The sequence below is a fragment of the Stenotrophomonas sp. PS02289 genome (genome assembly GCF_029960115.1).
Taxonomy (GTDB): domain Bacteria; phylum Pseudomonadota; class Gammaproteobacteria; order Xanthomonadales; family Xanthomonadaceae; genus Stenotrophomonas.
Map to the genome: position 1 here is coordinate 14,836 of NZ_JASCOZ010000026.1, position 23,271 is coordinate 38,106.

The window sequence follows — 23,271 nt, forward strand, 5'->3', positions numbered from 1 at the left end:
TGCCGGCCTACTAGGAAACGTATTGAATGCGAGGGAATGCACTAAGCCCTGAATATGCTGGATGCGATAGCTTCACCGTGACGGAGGTATTTACTCCGACGCGTCCAGCACGAGTGGCGTTCGTCGAGCGGGAGGAGATCAACGATAGACTCGTGAATGCTCTTAGCACGCCGGGTCGACAAGTCGTTGTCTACGGTTACTCGGGAATGGGCAAGACCACACTGCTTGTCAATAAGCTTCATCAGTTGTACGAACGACATATAACTACGCGTTGCATGAAGGGTATGAAGTTCGATCAGCTGATTTTGGACGCATTTGATCAACTTGATCCGTACTACACCTCAGAATCCAGTCGCGCGATAAAGAAGCAGTCTGGCGCTGAGCTTGGCGCTTCTTATTTGCTCATTAAAGCAAAGATTGCTGCGCAGGAGACAAAAGAGCATTCGGAGAAGAATTCGCGAATCTTACCTCCTCAGCTGACGGCACAGACACTGGCGCGCTTACTCGGTGAGGTTGGCGCTTGCTGGGTCATTGAAGACTTCCACAAAGTCGATGCTGCTGAGAAGCAGAGTTTGGCACAGATGATGAAAGTCTTCATGGACATGTCCGATGACTATGAGCGGCTCAAAATAATCGCGATCGGTGCGGTGGATACTGCGCGTCAAGTGGTCGACTATGATCCAGAGATGCGAAACAGAATAGCGGAAATTCATGTTCCACTTATGGATGAGGCGGAGCGCGCAAGAATCATTGAGAAGGGTGAGGCGGCACTGGGTATTCGATTTGACAGTTCAGTGAAGCGTCAGATCGTGCGCCATTCCAATGGCCTGCCTTCTGTCTGCCATCACCTATGCTTGAATATGTGTCAAGGGGCAGGCATTACCGGCACCATCAGAGGGCATGATGTCGTGCTCACCGCATCTGACTTTGAAAGGGCACTCAAGGACTATATTGCGGAGGCTTCGGATAGCATCAAGAGTGCTTTCTCCAAGGCACTGAAGCCGAAGCGTAATGAAAGATACAAGCACGCTGAACTGATCATTCGAGCCCTCAGCAATCTGGGGGAGAACGGTGCGGCGCGCTTGCAGATTCTTCGTAGGATCAGACAAATTGAGCCCGGATATCAGGATGCTAGCCTCAAGAGCGCCATAGTGCGCCTTCTGAAGGTTGAGAACGGCGCGGTCATTAGGTATGACTCGTCTACCGCCCTCTACTCATTCTCCGACCCTATTTATCGCGCATACGCACTTGCAACCCATACAGGTCAAGCTGATGGATATGAAATTGCATTCGAGGGCTTTGATGCTGACGACGTCAACAGGACTCTGATTCGAATCCTTGGTGAGCTTACGGGAAAGAAGGTCGCCGTGAAGCACCGAGAGAAGGCTGCAGAGTCTTGATGGACCGCTCTCTCTCTCAGCAACGACTAATAGGCGAGATCAAGTGCTGCATCGCCCCACGCAAGCTAGAGCTGGTACTTGGGATCATCTAGGGCAAGACGACTGTCGCTGCTGCCAGTCGCTAGCTCGATCTAACGGCGGCCGAGATCAAACTCTAGGTCGAGGATGGTAATCGTGGTATGAGAACCACGCCTCGGGCCAAGCCTGGGGATGTGGGCGCAGTACGACCATCTATACAAATCAAACTGCGGAACTGCCATGGAATCATTCTCAAAGATTTCCCCCCGAAGCGTTCGCTACATAAAGCTCGGAGTTGGTGGGGAGTGGGAGCAAGTCTGCATCGAGCAAGGGGCTCTTCGCTTCGGAACAGACAGCGGCAGCCCAGATACTGCTCGATGGGCGGAAGAGGGTAATTGGGAAAAATTGGCAGCATCTTGGCGAGCTACGAAGTCACAGGGGACAGCGACGCGCTTCACAAACGAGACCCGGCTCTATTTCGAGGCTGGAGTCGAAGACCTCTGGGTGACATTCGTCGGAGAGCGCTTTTATTGGGGCTTCCTCGAAGCAGGTAGCCCGGAGCCAGTTGAAGAAGATACTAGCTCGGTGCGCAGAATCAGGGGTGGCTGGCGCTGCGTCGATAGAAATGGCAAGCCACTACTTAAGTCCAACCTCCCCGGGAGTATTACCAATCTGGCGGCCTACCGAGGCACCTCGTGCTCGGTGAAGGCGGCTGAGCACGTTGTCCGCCGCATAAACGCGGAGCTGAGCAGGGAGGTGCAAAGGGCTGAGCTTGGCCGAGCGGAGCTTATCGAAGCGGTCATCCCGCTCATCCAGCGACTCGGGCCGAAGGATTTCGAGGTCCTCGTAGAGCTTGTTTTCGGCACTAGCGGCTGGCGCCGTATCGACGCTACAGGCGGAACCAGGAAGTTACTTGATCTAGATTTGGAGCTTCCGTCCACTGGAGAGCGCGCGTTTGTCCAGGTCAAGGCCAGAACGACTCAAGCAGAATTCAATAGTTACGCTCAAAAAGGCAAGGACGGGGTCTTCAGCCGGATGTTCTACGTGTTTCATACCGGCTTAATCACCGCAGATGACGAGTCGATCACATTGATCGACGCATCGAAGCTAGCACGAATGGCTCTAGACGCTGGACTGACCGACTGGGTTATTCGCAAGGCAGAATAGATTTTTACCCCAAGGCAAGCTCCAAGTATCGCTCCGTCAAAGGATGCAAGGTCACGTTAGTAGGCGACGATTCGATTCAACACTCTGTTTTCCAGGGGTCTGGGAAACGGCGACAAAGCCAACAACACCGCCGATTGCGCATGCCATATATTGGGGCAATCTGGCCTTGCGCGCCCCCTCCGTCCGACGATTCTCCACCAATCGCTGCGCTGCAAATGAGGCACCCTGGCGGATCAAAGTTGGGTGACCCCGAGCGGGGTCTAAGCGATCAACTAAGTGGATGGTGCCACCGGCAAAGGGGGCGGTGAACAGGAATGCCAACCGCATCCCAGTGGATAGGCCGCATCAACGTGGTCTGTCTCAAACAGCAAGTGGGTTGGGCTAACATCGGAACCTCGACCCGCAGAACCAGTATCCATTCCCATTTCCAGGAGTGAGTGCATGATCACCAGGACGTCCTCCCTGAGCCAACTGCAGGCTCACGTCGCACAAGCCGAACTTACCCGCGGATTCCTCACCCAGAGCGCCGCAGACAAATGCCTGCTCCTAGGCGAGGAAATGGGTGAATTGTTCAAGGCGGTGCGCAAAGCATCCGGCTTGGCAATTGATCCCCTTTCCCAGGTCGGAGATGTTGGCAGCGAACTAGCCGACATCCTTAACTACGTACTGGCCATCGCTAACCGCTACCACATCGATCTGGGCGAAGCCTTCGTCTCCAAAGAAGCGGTTAATGAAACACGCATGTGGACCGTTGGTCCATCCTCTTAAAACCCAATCTCGAATCAACGCTGATAAGCAGTAACAGCGACCACTCCGGCTCCCCAACCAAGTGGAAAATCCACGCCCTTGCGCTCACATTCACCGCACGCAAGAGAGTCCACCTGCCTGCGCCAGTCGCTACGCCAGTTCGCGGCCATGTCGCCGTGGCACTACAGCACATGAGTGTTACCATTTCGTTAATGCCCCCCCCCCTCCGGTTTTCACTCCATAGCCCGGAGGTGTCTGGAAGTGCCCCGGTTACATCTGTTTGTGGGCGGCGTATTGAAAGTATCCGCGTCTCGTGTGCATTATTTGGGTGGAAAGCAAAAGCGCAAGTAACGCTATTGACCTGTTCAACGGCGCAGGAGGTGCCTGGCAGTCATGGGGATTCTTCGGATCGTTTTGCTCAGTGGTCCTTTCAAGGTTGGGAAGTCCACGGTCACCGTCGAGCTTGTTCAGCAGTTTGGTTATCTCAAAATCAGCTCCAGCGACCATCTTCGCTCGCTGTGCCCCGGTGTGGAGCAGTTGGACGTCGCTAAAGCTCGCTTGCGTCTGCAAGAAGCAGGTGACGAGCTGGATCGGAAGACGGACTTCCGCTGGGTGGTAGACCCGGTTGCGACTTCTGCCGTCGCCACCGCCCCAGAAGCGTTTAACTGGCTTTTCGATGCAGTGCGAAAGAAGCGGCAAGTCGAGCACTTTCGAGAGAAGTTTGGCTTTGCCGTCATGCACGTCCACCTGTCGGCCCCCGATAACGTTCTGCGACTTCGTAGCGGCTTGTCTGACACGACGTACGGCATCGCGTCATCTCACCCCAACGAAGTGAGCGCACGTTCCCTTATTCACATTGCTGATCGAGTCTTCGACACCACTTTGCAGACGGCACATGAGATAGCGAAGCAAATCGCTCAGGCGGGAGGCTGATATGAAGAAGCACCATGTTGTCATAATCAGCGGAAAGACCTGCACGGGGAAGACAGGTCTTGCCGAGAAACTGCGCCAGAGATACGGATTTCGGGTGGTTTCTTCCCGCGACATCCTCAATGCGCGTCTAGAGCACGCCGGCAAGGACAACCGCTCTGCGCTCATAGAGGAAGCGCGTAGCCAGGATGAACAAAGCAACTCCAAGTGGATTGTGGAGGAAGTGAAGCCACAGTTCGAACTGCTTCAGGATCATGAGCCTGGCATCGTGGTCGACCACGTCAGTAGTGCCGAACAGGTTCGACAATTTCGGGAGTGCTTCAGCACCAACCTGGTTCACGTCCACCTCTATGCCACCCAAGATACACTACTGAATCGCTACGCCGAAGCAGAAGACTCGGCTGAGGCCCCCACATACTCAGAGATTGACCATCTAACACCCGAGTCTGTGGAAAGCCTGAAGGCGGACGCCGACGTTCGCATCTTCACCGACCGCACCGACAGCGAAGACACGCTGGTGCGTGTCGCTGCTCAGCTCCACTTGCTCACCCCGCCCGAACTGCGCTGCGTGGATGTGTTGGTAGGAGGGCAATACGGCAGTGAGGGAAAGGGAAACATCGTGGCTTACTTGGCTAACGAGTATGACGTGCTGATCCGCGTCGGTGGCCCCAATGCAGGCCATACCGTGGCTAACGCAGAAGGCAAGATCGTCCACCACCAGTTGCCCTCAGGAACGCGGTTCTCCAAAGCCAAGATCCTTCTGGGGCCTGGCATAACGCTCAACGTCAAAGGGCTACTGGCCGAGATCGAGAAATCGGAAATCGGGCAGGGAAGGCTGTTCATCGACCCCCAAGCCACCATCATCGACGCCCAAGACATCGCCAATGAAGAGGGAGGCGTAAAAGGCACCATCGCTTCCACCGGAAGCGGCAGCGGCGAGGCCAAGGCCAGGCGCATCCGTAACCGAGGGAAGCCTGATCAACCGAAACTGGCCAAGGACATTGTTGAGTTGAAGCCCTATTTGGGTTCGACGGTGGAGCACTTGGAGCTCGCCTACCGCCATGGTCACTCTGTACTACTAGAAGGCACGCAAGGCAGCGCGCTGAGTCTATATCACGGCGAGTATCCCTACGTGACGTCCCGCGACACCAACGTAGCCGGATGCCTTGCCGAAGCCGGCATCTCCCCTAGCCGGGTACGCAAGATCCTGATGGTGGTTCGCACCACGCCCATCCGGGTTGCTGATCCCGATGGGGACAAGGGTAACATCTCCGGGCACCTGAAGGTTGAAACCTCGTTCCGCATCATTGCCGAAAACGCGGGTCTCAATCCAGACGATGTCGAAGCGGCCGAGAAGACGTCAACAACCAACCGAAAGCGGCGTGTAGGTTGGTTTGAGTGGAGTCAGTTCCGACGCGCCTGCGACCTCAACGCGCCCACGGACATCGTGCTGACGTTTGTGGACTACCTGAGTGCAAGCAACCAGAAGGCAAGGCGATTTGAGCAGCTGTCCTCCGACACGATCAAGTTCATTGAAGAACTGGAGCGCGTGGCACAGGCACCCGTGTCATTGATCAACACGCGATTCCCTCAGAAGGACGGCGATTTCAAGGATCTCCGTTCTATCATAGACCGTCGCAATTGGACGGCCCGCTCTCCCATTAGGTGACTTTCGTGCAACTGGAAAAACTCCTTCAGCGTTATCCGTATGTTTACCATATGGCTGAACTCGGCACCTGGCCCAGCATCCAGCAGCGCGGCCTCCTGTCCACTACCGCCTCCTTGGATGCGCTTGGTATAGCCGGTACACAGCGCACTGCCTTTGAGAGCGCTTACCGTCCGGAAATGTCCCATTTAAGCCCGGGTGCGGCCGACGACATCGTCTTGAGGGACCAGCGCCCTATGCCGCCAAACCGACTAGCGCAAGCACTGCCAGTCGGGCTTACCACCGAACAGTGGTATCGGCTCATCAATAACAAAGTCTTCTTCTGGGTGAGTCCTGAGCGACTGGGTAGATTGCTTCGGTCCTATGGAGACTCCCTGCACGACGTTTTGCGAGTAGACACGGCGAGTTTGCTAAGTGCACACTTTGCGCGCACCTGGCTCTGTCACATGAACTCGGGCAATACCCTGCCCATTCCTCATTACCGTGATGAGACCATCTTCAAGCGCATCCCTGACTACCCGGTGAATCGCGTTGGCACACCCGTGAAAGAGGTGGTTGAGCTGGTCGTCGACTACTCAGTGCCCGACATCGCGAATCACGTGGTTGATGTGAGTCGCGTCCAGGGCGACACCCATTTAGGCGTAGTGTGGAAGCGCTGATCCATTTCTTCCGAGCGCATCATAACGAGAGTCAAGCCGGGAGCCTGGCACCTCGATCTGCTCGCATCTATCTAGAAAAGAAGTTTGAGTGCGGAATTTTGCATGCGAAAAAGTTCACCAAGTAATTTAAAGTTTTCAATTTAAAATGTCTAATTAAACGGCACAGTGCGGCAGCAATCCGACCCCGGCCATATCTGCAGTACCTAGTCATTCAACGAAGTGACCGCGTGCAGGCGAAGTTAGTCAGCTGATGACGATGTGCTTCTCTCAATAGTCCAAGTCGGACTATAGGGTGTAAGCTCGACAGATGACGCACCACTGGGTACCACCAGGACAATAACAATCTCCATGGCATTTCGAACTCCACCTTATCTCTCCGCATCGCTCGCGCTGCACCTACTTGGTATCCTGCGCGAATCATCCGGAGAGCCCCTGCGCCTGGAGGAGCTGCTGACGAGTGCGTTCGAAGCAATGGGCGTTGATGCCGGTGAAGTCAGGTACCGTACACGGACGTGGAACGAAATTAACGCCCTGGCCGCCGATATTCTCGCAGACTATGGGCAACTCGGAATCGTGTTAGCCGACGGTGGCGAGGAACCGCGCTATTACGCTCCAGCAGGCAACGGTCCACCCGGGCGGCCGCTAGGACCTGATGCTCAAGGGCCAGGAGATGGTGGCTCAGGCATGGCCGAGGTACTCGCGCACCCAGTTCTTTTCTCCGTGCCGAAGGAAGACTTCGAGGCCGCAATCTCGCGCGCACTGGAGAGCTACTGATGGCAACAATCAACAGTCTCGCGCTACTAGCCCTGAAGTGTGCTCCGAACGTGTTCGACCTCTCCAGCGATATGTCCCACGCCAGCATTAGAGACCAGATTGTGCGCGCGCGGTTGCTGGCGCGCGATCTGGTCGGCCTACCGCAACCGCCTAAGTCCGTGCTCGTGGTCGGTGCAGGCTTCGCCGGAATCTCAGCGGCGCTGGCCTGCGCCAAAGCTGGAATACGAGTATCGGTTGTAGACGTGAATCCACGGCCCTTCCAGCTGCAAACGGGGGTATCTGATCGCTGGGTCGGTCCATTCCTCTATGAGTGGCCGAGCCACCGGGCGCACGATCAGACCTACCCTCCATTGGCAACGCCGAGCTGGATTGATGACTCGATCCTGAGCGAGATTTGGACGCAGTTCGCACCTGGTCCCGATCCCATCCAGGCCGATATCCTTGCAGGACACGCACGAGACGTTCTCAAGAACTATCTGACCAGTTCACCCAAACCTGCAGGGGTCCTTAACATATACGTCAATCCCACGATTTCCACCGAAGCCTCGTTCAGATCCGCCGTACATTCGTTCGTGGGAGAATTCGCAGCGGACCGTCAACGAACGCTAACACTTCCGCGATGTCGCGATTGGCCTGAGGCAAATGCTGTCGCTCCGAGTATTGATGTGAACGCCGTGATCCTTGGCGGCGGGCTCGGCGCTGAACGGATCGCCCTTGATCCCCTCCCACATCCGAGTGCATCGGAACCTCTGGTTGCAGGCACTCCATTTTGGCAGAACGATGGCTGGCTATCCGCGCCGGCAAGCGATCGCGTCGGCATATTTGGAGCTGGCGATGGCGCATTGCAGGATGTATTGCGTGCGCTCACCGGTCATCGTCACCCACTCGAAACACTGAGAGACATCCGAATGGATCCACATGTGGATCAAGCATTGGGAGAGGCAGAGCTGGAGTTGCTGGGAATTGAGCAAGAGGGGCGACTGTCCGCAACTTGGACACAAGTGAATCAAGATTCCAAAGCGCAGTACCATCGTGGATTGGTCGACGACAGAACCGATAGGCGCTGCGCTTCTGTTGCTCAAGGACTGGCTCGGAACCCCGGCGTACGAGATGCAGTACAGCAAGTACTGCAGTCGGGGACTGGCGAGGTTTACCACATCTTTCGGGAAGTCCGCTTCACGAAGGCGTACATGCTAAATCGCTTCGTACTGCACCTCATTGAGGCCTGCCAAGATGTATACGGTCCTTTCCCTGGAAAGGTTCGCTATGTCAGGTCAAGCGGCGTGCGGGCTATGCTCGGTCGGAATCATGGCAGCGGCCACAGGCCGGCCCAGTTCGAAGTGCACGTGCTTGACGAAACCGGTGCTACGCTGAAGGATCTTTGGCTGGACCGTGTTGCCGTTCGCTTCGGTCCGGATCCCAAAGGTATGCCCGGACATCAGATGCTGGGTCTCAGCAATGCCGAGATCGCTGAGCGGACCAGCTTGGGGCAGGTGCCCTATCCCTTCGTTGCAGATCCGATGCCCTGGTAGCCCTCACAGGCCAGCAGCGTCAAAAGTGGGATTTTCTCGTACGCTAAACCCATCAAATCCCATGAAGCAATAGCGATTTGCCGACAGCCAGATCTTCGCCTGACTCGAGCAGATCGAGGGCGGCGAATCGGTGCCTGACCTGTGCCAGCGCAGCATGGCATCATGCTTGACCACCATTCTACAATTGGCGTCGCATGTTCGGCAGCATGGGCGTATCGATGTAGTCCCAGCTGTAACACTTGCAGTTAGGGAGCCGACGCCGTGAAGAGATGTATGCGGACGCACAATGGCGCGCGGACCTACCGAAGGTCACCCTCAGATAAAGATGGTGAGACCATCTCTAGCTTCGCCTCGCCGTACGCTCCTTGCAGATCCTTGATCAATTGTCCGTACTGCTCGCGAAAGTCCTTTGGCCTGGCTTGCGGCTATTCTCCATGCCGCGCTTGCCATTCTCCAGCCAGATTTCGATCTCGGCCGGGGGCGGGTCGAACTGTTGACTCGCCGGCACCACCGAGGTCTTGTCCAGGATGATCTCAAGTGCCTAGCTGCAGGCGAGCCGCTTCTATTCCTTCTCGCCGTCGATGAACTGAGTGGAAAGGCATGCTGGCAAGACTCGAAGGTAGGTCGCTGCATCCTCCGCAATACGATTCTGAGCTTCAGGACGCTCAGCCAGCCTATCGACCCATTGGCGGCCTGGGTGTAGAACATCCCACCTGGAGCGCATGCCTGCATGCCGTCCTTTTCCAGGATTGTGGTTGCCAAAGCCATCAATTAGTGAGTTCCAGACGGGGGTGAAGCGCGAAATAATCAATGACTCGCCCAGTGGGATCCAGATGTCATCCACCACCAGGAATCGACAATGGAAGTCGTCGATACTGAGGTTCGTTGCCGCCCGTATGCTTTCGGCGTGCTCCTTCAGTCGCTTGTAGAGCACTTTGCCAGCGGGGACATCCGTGCCCGCACCAATACGCGCGCCGGCCGGAACTGCCTTCCCAACGTAAATAGGCAGCGAGAACCTTCCATTGGCATTGAACCTAGTCACCTGCTCATATGCTTCGAAATCGCCGGTGTAGTAAATGGCATAGATGCCCGCTCCGTCGAACTGATGAAGCTCCGCCAGGGGATGCACATCCATCGTCAACAGTGCTTCCGCAACGCTCGCGCCGAGGTTCTTCTTGTCCAATGGGTTGAAGGGAATAACTTTGGCCGTCATGCGCGCTTCTTCTTGTCCGATACGTCATTCTTGGCGATCTTGCTTAGTCCTGCAATCGCAAGCTCTTCTGCGACGCTGGCTGCCACTACTTGGCCCAGTAGCACCGGTACTGCGTTCCCAAGCTGGCGCATGGTTTCGGACCAGCTTCCGTGGAACTGGAATCCGTCTGGGAAGGTCTGGATCCGAGCACTCTCGCGGATCGTGAAGTAACGGACCGATCCATCGTCCTTTACCAGCATGTTCTCGCCACCGGGCACTCCATGTCCGCCCGCCTTCAAGGTCTTCGCCGGCAGGTCCAGTGGGCTGCCGGTGTGGCCAGGGTAAGAGCGTGCACCGGCCTGGAACAAATGGTTGGCGTATTTCTTGGCCTCTCTGCTCTCCGGATCCGGAAGACCTTGCAACGCATCTCGCACGGTTCTCCAAGGCTGGGTCGGCAACATTGTGCGGAACTGCTGGAGCTTGGCCACCTTGGATGCCAACTTGGCAGGCATCTTGGGTTTGCGGATGCCATGCCGCTTCCAGTAAACCCCCGTCACCCACTGGTCATGCAGTAGCGCATCATAGCTGTGCGTTGCAGCTGGGAAGGACCACTCCACGCCCAGGTCGTCCCGGAAGCCGATAAGGAAGACTCGCTCGCGCTTCTGAGGAACGCCGTAGTTGGCAGCATTCACCAGGGTGGGGATTACGTTGTAGGTCAAGCCCTTGCCCTTGCGTTTGCCAGAGGTTCTCTCAACCTGCAGGCGGGCGAGGTGATCGGACCAATCCTCGTCCTGGCGTGGCGGCACATCCGGGAACTCCAGCTGCAGTTGGATGTAGTGGAAGTAGTTTGCGAACTTGGCGCGGGTAAGGCCCTTCACGTTCTCCACGATGAAGGCTTTGGGGCGAAGTCGCCGAATGATCTCCACGGTGGCAGGGAACATGTCCCGGTTGTCCTCGTGGGCTTTGTGCTTTCCTCCAATGGAGAAGGGCTGGCACGGCGGTCCGCCAGCTAGGAGCTCGATGTCCTGGGGAACTGAAGACCAGTCAAAGGAGCGAACGTCGCCCTCGTGAAGCGTCCACCCCCGAACCAGCGGGTAGTCGCGCTTCTGGTTCTCCCGAACAGTGTCGCAAGCCCATTTGTCCCATTCGACTACGGCAAGGTGTTCAAAACCGGCGATCTCGCACCCCATGGCCAGCCCGCCGGCACCTGCGAACAGCTCTACGGATTTCATTCTTGACTACTCCAATAAAACGTTGATCGACGCAAGGCGCGCCCGGGCGAAGCCGGCTGCTGCTTCAAGCATCACTGGGAAGGTGGGACTCGGCCTCGACCAAGGCAATCTCCATGCCCACCGCAGCCAGAACCGCAATAAGTTTCCGGCTACCAAATTCGGGGAGCCGGCCTCGTTCGAAGCGCGACAGGGACTCAGGGGTGACGCCACTTTTCCGGGCGACGTCAGTCTGTTTCAGGCCTAAACGCTTGCGGCGTTCAGCGATCTCGCTTCCAAGCTGTTGAAGGGTGCTCACGAGTGGACCGGGTCCCAGGTGTCTGGGGGCAATTATTGATCTATACGTCAAGTCAGGCAAGCGGCGTTTGCGCCAATTCTGGTCGCAGTCGGTCTCGCAAGCTGAGACTTGTGCAGATCGCTGAAGAGGGCACGAACAGGGCAATGGGCTTCGTGCTCGATTGCGTCCCCTGGAGCAATGAGTTCATCCCGCTGACAATCCTCGACGACGCCGTGAATTAGCTGAGGGAGACCGGGGCGGAGCGGACCATCTTTGGCTGCGGCGCGGCACAGGAGCTGGATCCGCGCGCACTGAGCCAAGGCTCGCACTAGGATAGCCGAGCCACAATGGCAAGAGACTTTGCGCGGGGAGCTGGCTGTTACAGCCCAACATCAAGCCCGTAGAAAGCCCATGTAGTGGACGGAGTTGATATCGGCTGTAAACCGGCCTGAGTTAGATTCCCGCGCCAAGTCGAAAAGAAGCACGTAGTTGCCCACGAGGTCATGCACGCTGTCAAGGCGATAGCGGTCCAGGATGGCCTGAACCTTTGACTTGTGGATGGAAATACGGAAGCTAGAGTTGTCGGTCCCAAAATTGGAGTAATAGCTCTCTCCGTACGCCCAGTACTTCAATGGTTGTACGAGACCCCAGAAGCCAAGCCAGCGACCCGTGTGGAGCTCGACGTTGGCATGTTCAAATCCCACGAACCCATCATGCACTGGTACGGTCGTGTTGTCGGGCATCCGCATCGGGAGTGCGCTTGTCTTGAAGCTCGGCCAGTGGAGTAGCTGCTCTAACAGTCGTTGTGGTCCGCGGGACAGAGGTCCCGCCTGACCCTTCTGTCTTCCTCCGCCACCTCCGTTCGTCCCTGTGTCTCCAGAAGCCTCTTCAGTGGTGGTTGTAGACTGAGATTCCTCCCCTCTTGGAACCTGAATTCGAACGATCAGTGTCTGTTTCGCCTCCTGCCACTGACGCACTGTCTCGTCACCCTCATTGGTTTCCCATGGGTCGCCATTGCGGCTAGCAATGTCACAGTTGGGTGCGTGCGGCCGGCAGTAGAAGTGAGGGATGGTTGGCTTGCGATTTCCGCTTGGCTCGCTTTCTCTTCGAAAATGAGCACTGGACTCGCATCCCTTGCACTTCAAATGCAACAGGATAGAGCGGCGCTCTTCATCTGAGTAGCGCGATAGCTCAAATGCGGAATACACCTGTTCATTGCGTCGATCAACGGCTTCCTGCATCAAAGCACTCCTGTCGTTTAAGTAATGCTTTGCTAACTCGGTGCGTGCTGTCAAGATTTGGAGAATCCGGCCGATAAGGCAGATAGTTGGTGGTTTGTCCCCGCGATGGCGAGATAATTGTCTGGTCGTTTGCCGCTATCCCAACGGAAAATCCGACGAGCGAAAGGATGGAAGAATAGAGGGCGTGCGGGATCTCGTGGCGCAGGCCCCTGAGAATTGAGATCACGCAGGGCCACAACGCCAGTTGCAAGTGATCCGAGGGGAGGGCTAAATTTCAGATTTGCCAGATCTCTTCGGCAATCCCGCCCAATCCTTCCTGACGCCGCTCCATGGCGTCGAGATCCCACTTCGGATAGTTGTCCAGTTCTGAGGTCATCGCGATCTTTGAGTGGCGGGCCATCTCCTCATCCCGAGGTGTCCCTGTGCTTCCAAAGGCGAAAGCGCTCGGGCTCCGCGCGTTCCGCTTCCAGTGAGTCAGGAGCGTGTCGCGAATTTCCAGCTCCTGTGCCACGTGAACACAGCTGACGCCGGGCTGTCTTGCCTGCTCAACTGCACTATGGAGGCCCACAAAGGACAGGTTAAGGGGGGGGAGTGACCACTGACCCATGCGCACGGGCCGCACCGGGGGCACTAGCCCTGGCCTTGGCGTCTGGGATGGGCATTGTCTGGAACTTTCAGATGACTGCGCCATGGAGAGCAACCCATCTAGCAGGATCAGCGTCGAGCGCCTTTATCTCATTGGCCTAAGGTCAAGGCTGATGGAGGCCGATTGTGTCCGGTACCGACTGCTTTCCCCGTGCCCATGTTCGGGGAAGCGTTCGTGGCACAGCAGTGGGCCTTGGATGCGCAACCACTTGATCACAAGTCCAGCTACACCCCGCCCCACTACGTCAGCGCTTCATTGCCTGCCAACCCAAGGAGTACATGCATGACCAAGTACGTGACGCGAGTTGTCCTAAAGCGTGCCGATGGTGACGACTATGAGCGGCTGCATGACCTGATGGATACTCAGGGATTCGGCAGAACGGTCACGTCGACTGACGGCAAGGTAAGACAGCTACCGGACGCTGAGTACTACTTTTCCGGCAGCGTCACCATCGACCAGCTTCTCGAGCGCGTCAAGGTTGCCGCGAGAGGTACTGGACTGGAATACGCCATCCTCGTGACCGAAGCCACCGCGCTCAAATGGGTGAATTTGGATAGCGCCTGAGCGGCGCGGTCAACGCCAGTTACTCGTAGTGTCGATGGTTCACATTGGAGCCACAGGCATAGCAACGCCGATAGGCACCGCCCATTCGTGCACGTCCGGCACGTTCCTGGCCCAGCGGTCCGCCGCAGTTTGGACAGTCATGGCCAGCGCCGCGCTCCCACTGGATCAACCTGTAAGTGGCCATCCCCATCAGGCCCAAGCTTGCCGCCACCAGACAGACCGGAACCCAGCCGACCACCGACTGCAGGCCGGCGAGAAGGGTGTTCTGTGGCCAGGATGAAAGCATCGATAAAACCAGCGCGGCCAGCAGAAGCAGACCCGCTGCTGGGCCGTATGTGCGCATCGCCACCCAGTTTCCTCGTTCCATGATCCCCTCCGTTGTCGTAGATGCTTGGATGATTGTCAGTATCTTGCGTCGCACAGGATGAGATCGCGTCGCTCCGGCTATTGTCTACCCGGGTTTCCCATCTACTTCTACTGGAAGCACTCATGGCCTGGCGGGCCTGGGCGGGTTGCTCGGCGCGTAGGGAACTACCCTACATCCAGAGAAAGCCGGGATTACTAAGATGGTGAACTCACTCATGAACAAGGATGTGCGACAGCATGGGTACTCCGTACGAGAACCAGATTCTGGGTGCTTTCATCTTCGCCTTGGGCATTGAATGCGGCAGGACTGGAACATTCATGCCGGCCAATCTCTTCCAGCAAACTCCATTGGATGGGACATTCGGTGATCTCGTGGTCGGCGCGGACTGGTGCGTTGCACTGGAGTTCAAGCGAGAGGAAGGAACTGTCGACTCTGAAAAGGGCAAATGGAGTAGCGAAGCACTTCTGGCATTCCAGACTGACACACTGTTGGTAGCTGCTTCTCATAAAGCCCATTTCCTATGCTTCAGCCGGCCCAGCGAAGATGGGATCGACCTGTTCGCTATGAGTTATGCCTCCGCACTGGGACTGCGAGCTTCCAAGACTGAGCTCGGGTGCGAACGTCTGATCAAGGGCCTTGTCCAGCTGGTCGGCGACACCACTCCCGAGGCGAACAAGAGAATCGGTCTGCCTCCCGATGCACTTGAGGCGTACCTCCGGAAGCTGGCTTCGTACCGAAAAAAAGGCGGAGGCGGTAGGGAGGCAACTTGGCTGGCCGTGGCCAAAAGCGGTGATGGCCTCAAGATTCGGACGAGCTCGTCGCTGGAGCAACTGCTTGAACATCGACAAGCGCTTGTTCGATCTCATGATCAGCAGCGAGGTCGCAGTCTCTGGCGGGGACCGACGCTCGGCGGTCGTGACGATGAAGAACGCGAGCGGTGATACACAAGCGGGGTTGGCTGAACCCATCATTCCCACCCAAATACACTTAGCGAGTGCATCCAAGCCTAAGTTGGCCGCCGTTGAGGATCAGCTTTGGGAGTCGCCTTACGTCCCAGCCACTGACGTGGGTACGGGCTACACATCAGGGAGGCAGTCCGGTGCTCTACGCGGTGCCCGGTAGGTTGCCTACACACGGCCCTTTTCACGTCCGCCCCACCCGTGGGCGAGAGTTGAGGATGAGTCTCAATCTGCGCAGTTAGCCACGGCCGATCACCGGCTTGCTTATGTTCTTGGTTGTCACAATTGGCCCGGAAGCGGTCGCTGCATCTGGGCCATCTCGTTCAGAATTACGGGACTGATGTCGTCGCCTTCTGGGGCCTGACGGTGCCGTTCAGTGACAGCAAAAGCCTTTCACACGGGCTTCTGGGGGCGGGGGGCAAATTGGAGGAGGAGCCGGTGCCGGATCTGAACCTCACCAAACGCCACCGTCCCCGCCCTTGACGGGCGGTCACTCCAGCGGATGATCTACCCGGTCGCAGGCTCTGCGACACAGGGGGGTTTTACTTCCCACCAATGCTGAGTGATACAATTTCTTTACTGATGGGGATGATCATGACGATCCAATGGGAAACGCCGAATCCGCTGGGCTGGAACCGCGTTGACGTTTCGGCACTGGCTGCGAGCGCGGCTAGAGAACTGGGCTTTTGCCCAGGCGATCCGATTGAGCCTATCGTCGAGAAGCTCGGGGGTGAGATTGTCTATGGTGACCTCACTGATGACGAGTCTGACTCTGGCTCCATCCGCATCGAACCAAGCAAATTCGTGATCAACATACCGTTGAACACGAGTCCGCTGCGCGACCGCTTCACGATCGCCCACGAGCTGGGGCACTATGTGCTCCACTACTTAATGCCCAACCGCGATCTTCCTGATGGCAGGAAAATTAGGTACTTGAGCGCTCAGCGCTATGGCAGCGATCAGACCGAGTACGAGGCCAATTGGTTCGCGGCAGCATTCTTGATGCCAAGCGATACCTTCAAAGCCGAGTACATCCAAAAGGGCGGTGATTTGTTGAAAGTCGCTGAGCACTTTAAGGTGTCTCCCAGCGCCGCTAGCGTAAGGGCCAAGTCTCTTAACCTCATCTGAGATGTCGGAAGCCTCTGCTCTCAATACCAAGTTGCGCGAATCACTTGAGCCGAAACTCAAGTTGTTCATGAGCGCAGACATTGTGGGATCTACTGCGTTCAAGCAGCGCACTGGTCAAGAGTTCAATCAGCAGTGGTTTAGCATCGTTCGCTCTTTCTACACGTTGGCCGAACAGTTTTTTGAAATGCGCTGGAAACAGGCAATCAAGGAATTCGAAGATGCCAAGTGTGAACTTCCGATTGGCAAAGAGGTTCCTCAGCTGTGGAAGACCATCGGTGATGAAGTGTTGTTCACCAAGGACATTGCTAGCCCCCATGAGGCGATGATCTGCATGGGGGTCTGGCTTCGCGTACTGGACGACCTCCGTGGACTGCTTAAGAAATCCGACTCGCTTGGCCTGAAGTCTGCTGCTTGGCTTGCGGACTTTCCAATCCGGAACCGGGAAATCCTGCTCCGTGCGTGGGACAGTGACAAACGCATGTCGGCAATGAAATCCGACGGTCCCGAGCTACCGTCTGATGAACCTGCAATGGCCACGGATAACAGGGTGCCTGCCAACGGGCAAACCGCAGGTGGCGATGAGGGTGCTGAGCGAATTGGCGAGCAACCAACTGCAGAGCTTGGCGCCACTCCTGAGCAGGCGCGAGGGCAGGCGGCTACCGAGGAAGAGGAAGACTCGGAGTGGGAGAATGACCGTCTCTTCGCCGACTTCAAGAATAATTCCCCAGAGGTGAGCCGCGATTTCATTGGCCAGTCCATCGATACCGGCTTCCGGGTTAGTACGGCCTCTTCTGCACGTAAGCTCATGCTTTCAGTTGAGCTGGCCCATATGCTCAGCTTGGAGTGCATTCGGGTCAAAGGACAGCCACAGCGACTTCCGAAGGTATTGGTTACCAACTTTGCGTTTCACTACGACGGTCGCCACAGCCTCAAGGGTGTCCTCGACGGAATCCCATATCCGTTGATTTGGCTGGACGTCGAGCCAGAGAAGCTCATTCATTCCACTGAAGATACCCTAAGTGCGAGGCCCAAGCCGACCGCGAGCCAGGTCCACGAATTCACTTCTGCACTGATCAGTGACTTCCCGAACAGATTCTGTACCCAGCTCGAGTTCCTGGTGCACAAGCCAGCACTCTACGAAAAGTATGAGCAGGAGATCTCTGACGCCATCGACAAGCTGGAGGTCCGTTTTGCAAAACGAGACGCGAGCGTGAAGGTGACTAGTGAATCCACGCTCGTCTCTGATGATGGCATTCCCAGCAACACCGCTGACGTAAATTCGCTTTTTGCGCCCGTTATCGGCCGTTCTTCGGTGCCGCCGCCCACCAGCCCGTAGGCTACAACACAGCCCCAACGCCAAGAAAACCGAAAGGAGTGCCCCGGTTCGCGCTGGTAACTGAATCGCTCCAGGCACTCTATGTAAACCATACTTGGGGCGGTACGGGGGTGCGGAAGTGTCTGCATGCCATGAGAACTAGCGCGGGCGCGCCAGCACTGACCGCAGAGAATGAGTCGACAGTCGCAATGTTCCCAGACTGCCGCTTCAAGCGTTCAAGCTCATTAAGCTCACTCATCTGAGTGGGAAGATGTATGGAAATCTCCATAGCCCCACTGTCGTGCTGAGCAGGCTCGCGATAAAGCAGCGACTCAGTCTTTGAGTCGGCATACCAAAGCTGGAAGAAGACGCCCTTGAATCCAACATCCTGTTGGGCCTGAAGCCTCTGGTACAGATCCTTCAGCCCGAACTTGGCACACCAGTACATGATTGTTGGAATCAATGTGCTCAGATGCCTGAGTCTTTGAATCTGCTCTTCGCTTAGATCAAGGACCTCCATTGCCACCAGATCCTCCATGGAATCCGTGGCGATGGGAAAGCAGTGAGACACTGCGAAGGTAAATCTCAGTCTTCCTGCGAGATGCTCCAGCCAACGGGAGGCGGACTGATGCGCTTGGGTATTGTGTAGAAGAATCAAAGCCAATGATATCTCGATCGCATTTCCGTCGTATCGGGGCGAGAAGGACGATGGATTGTTAAAGATGAGTTGCACCAGTAACGTAGACACAGATTGCGCTCGCGCCAGAGCATCCTCCCTCCCTTGAGCGCTCAGTCCAGGACGGGTGGACCTTTCCAAGTGGAGAATTCCGATCTCAGCGAGGATGCCGATCTGCTCATAGATCGTGTTCGTAACCAGAGCGTTCTCCCCCGAGAAGATTGACACTCCATCTCTGACCGCGAAATACGTCCGCATTTTTTCGATGTAAGCGTCGCAGATGCGAAGGTGAGATTGATACAGATCCTGAAACACTCTTTTCGCAGGCCCATATCCCGTCAATCCGCGCAGGCGGATCGCCTCCCATGCCCAAAGGCAGCAGCGTTCTCCTAGCCGGAACGCATTGAGCAGGTTGCCGCCTTCGGCCGCCCAGCGGAATGCAATCTCCAAGACGAGATTCGTAGTCTTCAGTTGCCGGATGAACCTCTTTTGGCCTGCGGCTGTGCTTGCGCGAGATCCATGCTCGCCATCGAGCAGTAGCGATCTCAGTACCTTATGGGCATGGCGAAGGTCGTAATCTCGGGAGCCGATCAGAGCCAAAGCGCGTCGCAGGTCGGCTCTGGCTGACGGTTCAATGGCGTATTCATCCAGCAAATGTTCTTCAATCCACCCTGCAAGGTCGTCTCCGGACCAATACACCAGGCTGTAGTGCGATGCCTTGCCGTTTCCATAGCCCGTGAAGTCCTGGACAACATCTTGCCTTAAATCCCCGGTTGAACAAATCACCACCGTCACCGGCAGCGACCTATGTTGTGGTCTGACGGAGGTCGGCAAATAGACGTCTTCAATCTGCCCAAGGGTCTCGCGAACGCCGTTGACGCCTCCATTCCAGTCCTTTCGTCCCAAGTCACCTACCTTCAGAACGAAGAGATACAGTCGCTTCATCCCCTGATCGTCCTTTCCGACCGCCGCGATATCGACGCCATTCTGCCGCACTCCAATCTGGGGGCGGCTGATCGGAATGATCTTCATCCTGGACAGCAGGTCAGGCAGCAAGCGGTCTAGATCACCGGACTCACGGAGCTGGCTGAGGTACTCCTTAATGATCAGCTTCATCGTATACGAGCTTAGGAAGTCATGATTAATCGACGCAGAAGATCATCTCCTACCTTGTCGATGATTCCACTGCGAGGGATCGCAATTGAGTGACTGATGGACACCATGTCGTTGATAGGGCCAACCTGCCCATCTCGCACAAAGAAAGTCGAGCGGCCGGCCTTCACGGGCACGGTTGTCGCAATATGCCGCAGGATTGAGTTCTTACTGGCCTCCTCGGATTCTTGTTCGCTTCTTCGGGCGCGTTCCTTCGCAAACAGATTTTGCTCCTCAGACCTCGGCAACAGCTCTTCAGTAGATTTTAGAGGGTCCAACGCGTCATAGTACGCGCTGAGACCGCGCATAATCTCTTCTGCAAGGTCGCCAAGGGGGGATTGGCGCTCATCGCGACGAATCGCGTCTAGGAACTTATCGGTTGCGTCGGGATAGTCATATCCAGCCTCGACCATCGCGTCCTTCACGATCGCGAAGCTTTGCTCCTGAGCATCAGCCATTCTGGTCAGAGACCAGATCAACGACAGACGTTGCTCTTCACGCCACGCGTGGGCTTCTGTCCGCTTGATCAGGTGCGCGAGCGCAGGGAGGCTCAGGTCATTCAAGGCGGCTGGAGGATACGTAAGGTCCATAACCTCCATAAGTCCGAGCTCATTGAGAACGCCACGACCTATCGCCTGAACCCCCAGGTTAGGCTCGGTCAGCCAGCGGGCCAACGATGCGCCGAGCTGCTCCCTGTCATCGATCAATGAAGCAAACAGCTCGGGCAATTCTTTTGAGATGGATGCTTCTCTTGAACTATTTGCTTGAGTCCATTTATCCAACCAAGACAGGCAAGCTTGCTTATCGATGGAGTAGCGCTGGGCCAGGATGTGATCGGATCCGCTGAAGCTACCCGACTGTTGCCCTTGCTTGCCTGCAAGCAAGGCAATCTTCTGCAAGTACCAAGGCTCAGTGCTGAGTTGATGAGCGGAGAAAGCGAGGTGGTCGCCGACATACTGAGTAATGTAGGGCGCATCCAATCGGGCGATCTCATCAATCAGCCCGTGATAGCCGGAAGCAGAAGTGGCGAGATTAAGACCTGCCATCACGGCCGTCCTATGCTCCGCTTCCCCTCGGGAGGAGTGCAATTTCTGGCGGATGACCGAAGCCGCAGCGTCAACTTCGCTGCCGGGAGCCTTGTCCCAATGAAGGTGTCCAAGCGCCTCAATCGCAGCACGGGACACCAGTGGATCATTATCACCCACCAATGCGTGGACCCGATCGAGCCATTTCGAGCGCTCCGTGGCCGCACCTTGGATCAACGCGACCCTCAGTAGTGTCGCCAATCTCTGCGTAGGCCTGCCCAAGCACTCTTCGACTACCGATTCGACGAGCTGCGGGTTCGCTTCCAGCCATTTCGCCAGCGACCCGAAGGAGAGTCCTTGATCAGCAAGAAGATCAGTCGCTTGAACTAGTTCGTCAACAGTAACATCCCCCAGCAGTGGTAGCGCGTCACCGATGACGCGCGAGACCCTGCGTGGATCACAATCGTTCGCGCATGCATTGATTGCAAGTGCTATGGCATTGATTTCACCAGCGTGATGCATTCGGGCAAATGCATGGCCCGGAAGGTTCTCGCTGCGAGCTTGTCCGGCGCCTATATAAGCGTGGTGTAGCTCGGCAAACAGCTGATCGGGCGTTGCTGCGAAAGGCCGAATTGCAGTTGCTTGGAGGTGTCGGATCGCCTGTTCCCGAGCGCTCGTGGGATCAACGAGAGTTAGTGCACTCTCACTGATTAGGACATGGCCCGCGAGATCATCCTGGACCAGACCGAGCGATTCAAAGTCTGTCGTCTGCGGCTTTGTCAGCAGCAGCCAGGCCAGATGATCAAGTTTGAGCTCTCGATCACTCGAAAATTCTGTCATCGCTGCATACTCCAATGAGTAGAGCCAAGTGTGTTGGCCCCAGACGCCTTACGACCGCAACCATCAGTCCGCACTCATTGAGTGCAGACCGAACCCAGGATGCCCTGGTGCCTATGACCAATCGTAAGATGAACTGGTCACGGACCGAGAGTCATTGTTGCCATGGCAGGTCCCGATTACCCTGGCAGTAGTCTACCCGCGACCTCCTGGGGCATCACCGCTCGTACTTGGAAGGCGAACCCTGAGGTGCCGATTGAGGCAAGCTCTTCGGCTGGCAAGCTTGGTGGTGGAGACCTGGTACGTAGGGGATGCGCACCCACTCCTTTCCCGGGGGGGGCCGGGGGGAGCAGGTCACGTGCGCTGCGGGGCCGTTGATGGGGACATCGGACAACACCTGTTCGGAGGGGGCGCCAGATACTGGCTTTCGGGGCGCGAAAGCGAACATTGCTAATGCCAATCCTCCAACCAGAACCACGACACCCAAAACGCGCAACAAAAGGGTGTATCGATCCTCTCCGCGCTTGATGCGATTCCATTCCGGCTTTAGGACCAGATTGCCAAGCAGTGTGGAATTGTCGATGGAGCGCCTGATCATGTCGTAGCGCGCCTCGGCTCCGACTTCGTAGTACCTGCCCAGGAGCTGCCTGACCAACTCATCAAGTTGTGCCACAAGCAGTGCTGCAGCTTCCGATGGCTGCCCGTTCTGATCTGGATCGTAGCCGCTGGTGACCGCTAACCCCTTGGTCAGCTTGCTTGAACGCAGAAGCAGATCCCAAGTGTGTTCGGCTTTCTCTGCGGGAGTGACGCTCTGCTCGCATGGGAATGTGGCCCAAGCTGTCTCGCTGAAGTTCAGATGTAGCAGGACAGTTCGATGCGCTTTACGCAACGTATTCCAATGTGATGTGAGACTTGATTCCAGCTCCGCCACTTCCTCTGCAGTGAGCAACATGGGATCCAACTCGGGAGCCCCAAGAACTGGATGAACAAGTTGAGCTTCACCTTCTACGACTGCGGCCAAAAATGGGGCATTGGCGCTATTGTCAGCGGTTGGCCGCTCTTGAACGGCATCCTCTTGCTCGTCTGCCGTGGCTGCTAAAGGTGACGCTGCGGGTGCCTGGATCTTGGACGAACTGGCATGCCGCTTTGCAAGCTCTGCATGTCTGATCCGGATCTTGATCCGGCCGGAGATGGCATACGCCTCACCCAGCATTTCCGACAACGCGGCGCGAAAGCTGTTGATCCAGTCCTTGCGGAAATCAGAGATTCTGGTCTCTTTATCCGCGATTAGCTTTGCAATGGCGAGTAGGGCAGCGATTAAGGCTGCGCTGAGGGCAACGAGCTCACGTCCTTCCATGGAGATACCTTGGCGTTCTGGTTTATGGCACTTTGGAGGCACCAGATGCAGCTACTATCGGCCGGAAATCCGGCAACTTTAAGGCTGGTAGGTTTAGCGTCATCACAACCGTTCGGCCAGTTCAATACGTCCGCTATGGTGGGCGATCCTAACCGGGGTGGGCTTGGTGCACCGGTCGCTCAGCATGCGCCCGGCCGTGGGGCTTTGCACGAGTTCCCCAGTTCGCGCAGGCACTTACAAGAAGCTCTGCCTTGCTGAGCTTCTGCCCTTGCACCGCCGCATATTGAAGGGCCCGATACGCGTCAACCGCAGTGGCTAACTGACCCGAAGTCCATTCGTTCACGTTTGCTTCCTCGCTCTATGCAAACCCTGGGTTCGATCTCAGGGGGGGGGGGGGGGGCAATTTCATTGGC

20 protein-coding genes and 1 pseudogene are annotated in these 23,271 nt (G+C 56.5%); 12 read left to right on the forward strand and 9 right to left on the reverse strand.

The features are described from left to right. Positions 1–26: 26 nt before the first annotated feature. The 8 genes from QMX83_RS05935 (at position 27) to QMX83_RS05970 (ending at position 8,893) form a co-directional block, all read left to right on the forward strand. Entirely contained in the window at positions 27–1,400 is a 1,374-nt protein-coding gene (locus QMX83_RS05935) for an ATP-binding protein (RefSeq protein WP_282295730.1), read from the forward strand. 258 nt (positions 1,401–1,658) lie between these two features. Then, a complete protein-coding gene (locus tag QMX83_RS05940) occupies positions 1,659–2,585 on the forward strand; it encodes a hypothetical protein (RefSeq protein ID WP_282295731.1) in 927 nt (308 codons plus the stop codon). A 441-nt stretch (positions 2,586–3,026) separates the two neighbouring features. Beyond that, positions 3,027–3,353, forward strand: a complete 327-nt coding sequence (locus QMX83_RS05945; protein ID WP_282295733.1) for a MazG nucleotide pyrophosphohydrolase domain-containing protein — start codon at positions 3,027–3,029, stop codon at positions 3,351–3,353. A 372-nt stretch (positions 3,354–3,725) separates the two neighbouring features. Beyond that, complete coding sequence (locus QMX83_RS05950; RefSeq protein WP_282295734.1) at positions 3,726–4,265, forward strand: hypothetical protein; 540 nt, start codon at positions 3,726–3,728, stop codon at positions 4,263–4,265. A gap of 1 nt (position 4,266) precedes the next feature. After that, positions 4,267–5,931: an adenylosuccinate synthetase gene (locus QMX83_RS05955; protein WP_282295735.1), complete on the forward strand. Its 1,665-nt coding sequence runs from the start codon at positions 4,267–4,269 to the stop codon at positions 5,929–5,931. Positions 5,932–5,936: 5 nt separating this feature from the next. Continuing rightward, positions 5,937–6,587, forward strand: a complete 651-nt coding sequence (locus QMX83_RS05960) for a hypothetical protein (RefSeq protein ID WP_282295736.1) — start codon at positions 5,937–5,939, stop codon at positions 6,585–6,587. Positions 6,588–6,935: 348 nt separating this feature from the next. Next, the gene (locus QMX83_RS05965) at positions 6,936–7,361 is read left to right on the forward strand and encodes a hypothetical protein (RefSeq protein WP_282295737.1); all 426 of its coding nucleotides are present in this window, start codon (positions 6,936–6,938) and stop codon (positions 7,359–7,361) included. Further along, a complete protein-coding gene (locus QMX83_RS05970) occupies positions 7,361–8,893 on the forward strand; it encodes an FAD-dependent oxidoreductase (RefSeq protein WP_282295738.1) in 1,533 nt (510 codons plus the stop codon). The genes QMX83_RS05965 and QMX83_RS05970 overlap by 1 nt, the downstream gene beginning before the upstream one ends. A gap of 562 nt (positions 8,894–9,455) precedes the next feature. Here QMX83_RS05970 and QMX83_RS05975 read toward each other — a convergent pair. The 5 genes and pseudogenes from QMX83_RS05975 to QMX83_RS05995 form a co-directional block, all read right to left on the reverse strand. After that, the gene (locus QMX83_RS05975) at positions 9,456–10,106 is read right to left on the reverse strand and encodes an Eco29kI family restriction endonuclease (RefSeq protein WP_282295739.1); all 651 of its coding nucleotides are present in this window, start codon (positions 10,104–10,106) and stop codon (positions 9,456–9,458) included. Beyond that, positions 10,103–11,317, reverse strand: coding sequence for a DNA cytosine methyltransferase (locus QMX83_RS05980; protein ID WP_282295740.1), 1,215 nt, complete (start codon positions 11,315–11,317; stop codon positions 10,103–10,105). Before QMX83_RS05980 ends, QMX83_RS05975 begins: the two co-directional genes overlap by 4 nt. Before the next feature lie 64 nt (positions 11,318–11,381). Beyond that, positions 11,382–11,612, reverse strand: coding sequence for a helix-turn-helix domain-containing protein (locus QMX83_RS05985; RefSeq protein ID WP_282295741.1), 231 nt, complete (start codon positions 11,610–11,612; stop codon positions 11,382–11,384). A 371-nt stretch (positions 11,613–11,983) separates the two neighbouring features. Continuing rightward, entirely contained in the window at positions 11,984–12,832 is an 849-nt protein-coding gene (locus QMX83_RS05990) for a hypothetical protein (RefSeq protein ID WP_282295742.1), read from the reverse strand. A 391-nt stretch (positions 12,833–13,223) separates the two neighbouring features. Continuing rightward, positions 13,224–13,439, reverse strand: a pseudogene (locus tag QMX83_RS05995) (transposase); the annotation flags it as partial. Between the two features lie 321 nt (positions 13,440–13,760). Between QMX83_RS05995 and QMX83_RS06000 the strand changes: the two are divergent. Continuing rightward, positions 13,761–14,042 carry a hypothetical protein gene (locus tag QMX83_RS06000; protein ID WP_282295743.1) on the forward strand — a complete coding sequence of 94 codons (282 nt, stop codon included), beginning with the start codon at positions 13,761–13,763 and terminating at the stop codon, positions 14,040–14,042. A 19-nt stretch (positions 14,043–14,061) separates the two neighbouring features. Here QMX83_RS06000 and QMX83_RS06005 read toward each other — a convergent pair whose 3' ends face one another. Beyond that, complete coding sequence (locus tag QMX83_RS06005) at positions 14,062–14,409, reverse strand: hypothetical protein (RefSeq protein ID WP_282295745.1); 348 nt, start codon at positions 14,407–14,409, stop codon at positions 14,062–14,064. Between the two features lie 236 nt (positions 14,410–14,645). Between QMX83_RS06005 and QMX83_RS06010 the strand changes: the two genes are divergently transcribed. From QMX83_RS06010 to QMX83_RS06020, 3 genes are all read left to right on the forward strand, one after another. Next, a complete protein-coding gene (locus tag QMX83_RS06010; protein WP_282295746.1) occupies positions 14,646–15,350 on the forward strand; it encodes a hypothetical protein in 705 nt (234 codons plus the stop codon). Between the two features lie 612 nt (positions 15,351–15,962). Next, positions 15,963–16,496: an ImmA/IrrE family metallo-endopeptidase gene (locus QMX83_RS06015; protein WP_282295747.1), complete on the forward strand. Its 534-nt coding sequence runs from the start codon at positions 15,963–15,965 to the stop codon at positions 16,494–16,496. Between the two features lies 1 nt (position 16,497). Continuing rightward, positions 16,498–17,832, forward strand: a complete 1,335-nt coding sequence (locus QMX83_RS06020; protein ID WP_282295748.1) for a hypothetical protein — start codon at positions 16,498–16,500, stop codon at positions 17,830–17,832. A 79-nt stretch (positions 17,833–17,911) separates the two neighbouring features. On the opposite strand, the gene QMX83_RS06025 is transcribed toward QMX83_RS06020, so the two are convergent. From QMX83_RS06025 to QMX83_RS06035, 3 genes are all read right to left on the reverse strand, one after another. Further along, entirely contained in the window at positions 17,912–19,603 is a 1,692-nt protein-coding gene (locus QMX83_RS06025) for a hypothetical protein (protein WP_282295749.1), read from the reverse strand. A gap of 11 nt (positions 19,604–19,614) precedes the next feature. Beyond that, a complete protein-coding gene (locus tag QMX83_RS06030; RefSeq protein WP_282295750.1) occupies positions 19,615–21,504 on the reverse strand; it encodes a hypothetical protein in 1,890 nt (629 codons plus the stop codon). A gap of 214 nt (positions 21,505–21,718) precedes the next feature. Continuing rightward, positions 21,719–22,858 carry a hypothetical protein gene (locus QMX83_RS06035; RefSeq protein WP_282295751.1) on the reverse strand — a complete coding sequence of 380 codons (1,140 nt, stop codon included), beginning with the start codon at positions 22,856–22,858 and terminating at the stop codon, positions 21,719–21,721. Between the last annotated feature and the right edge of the window lie 413 nt (positions 22,859–23,271).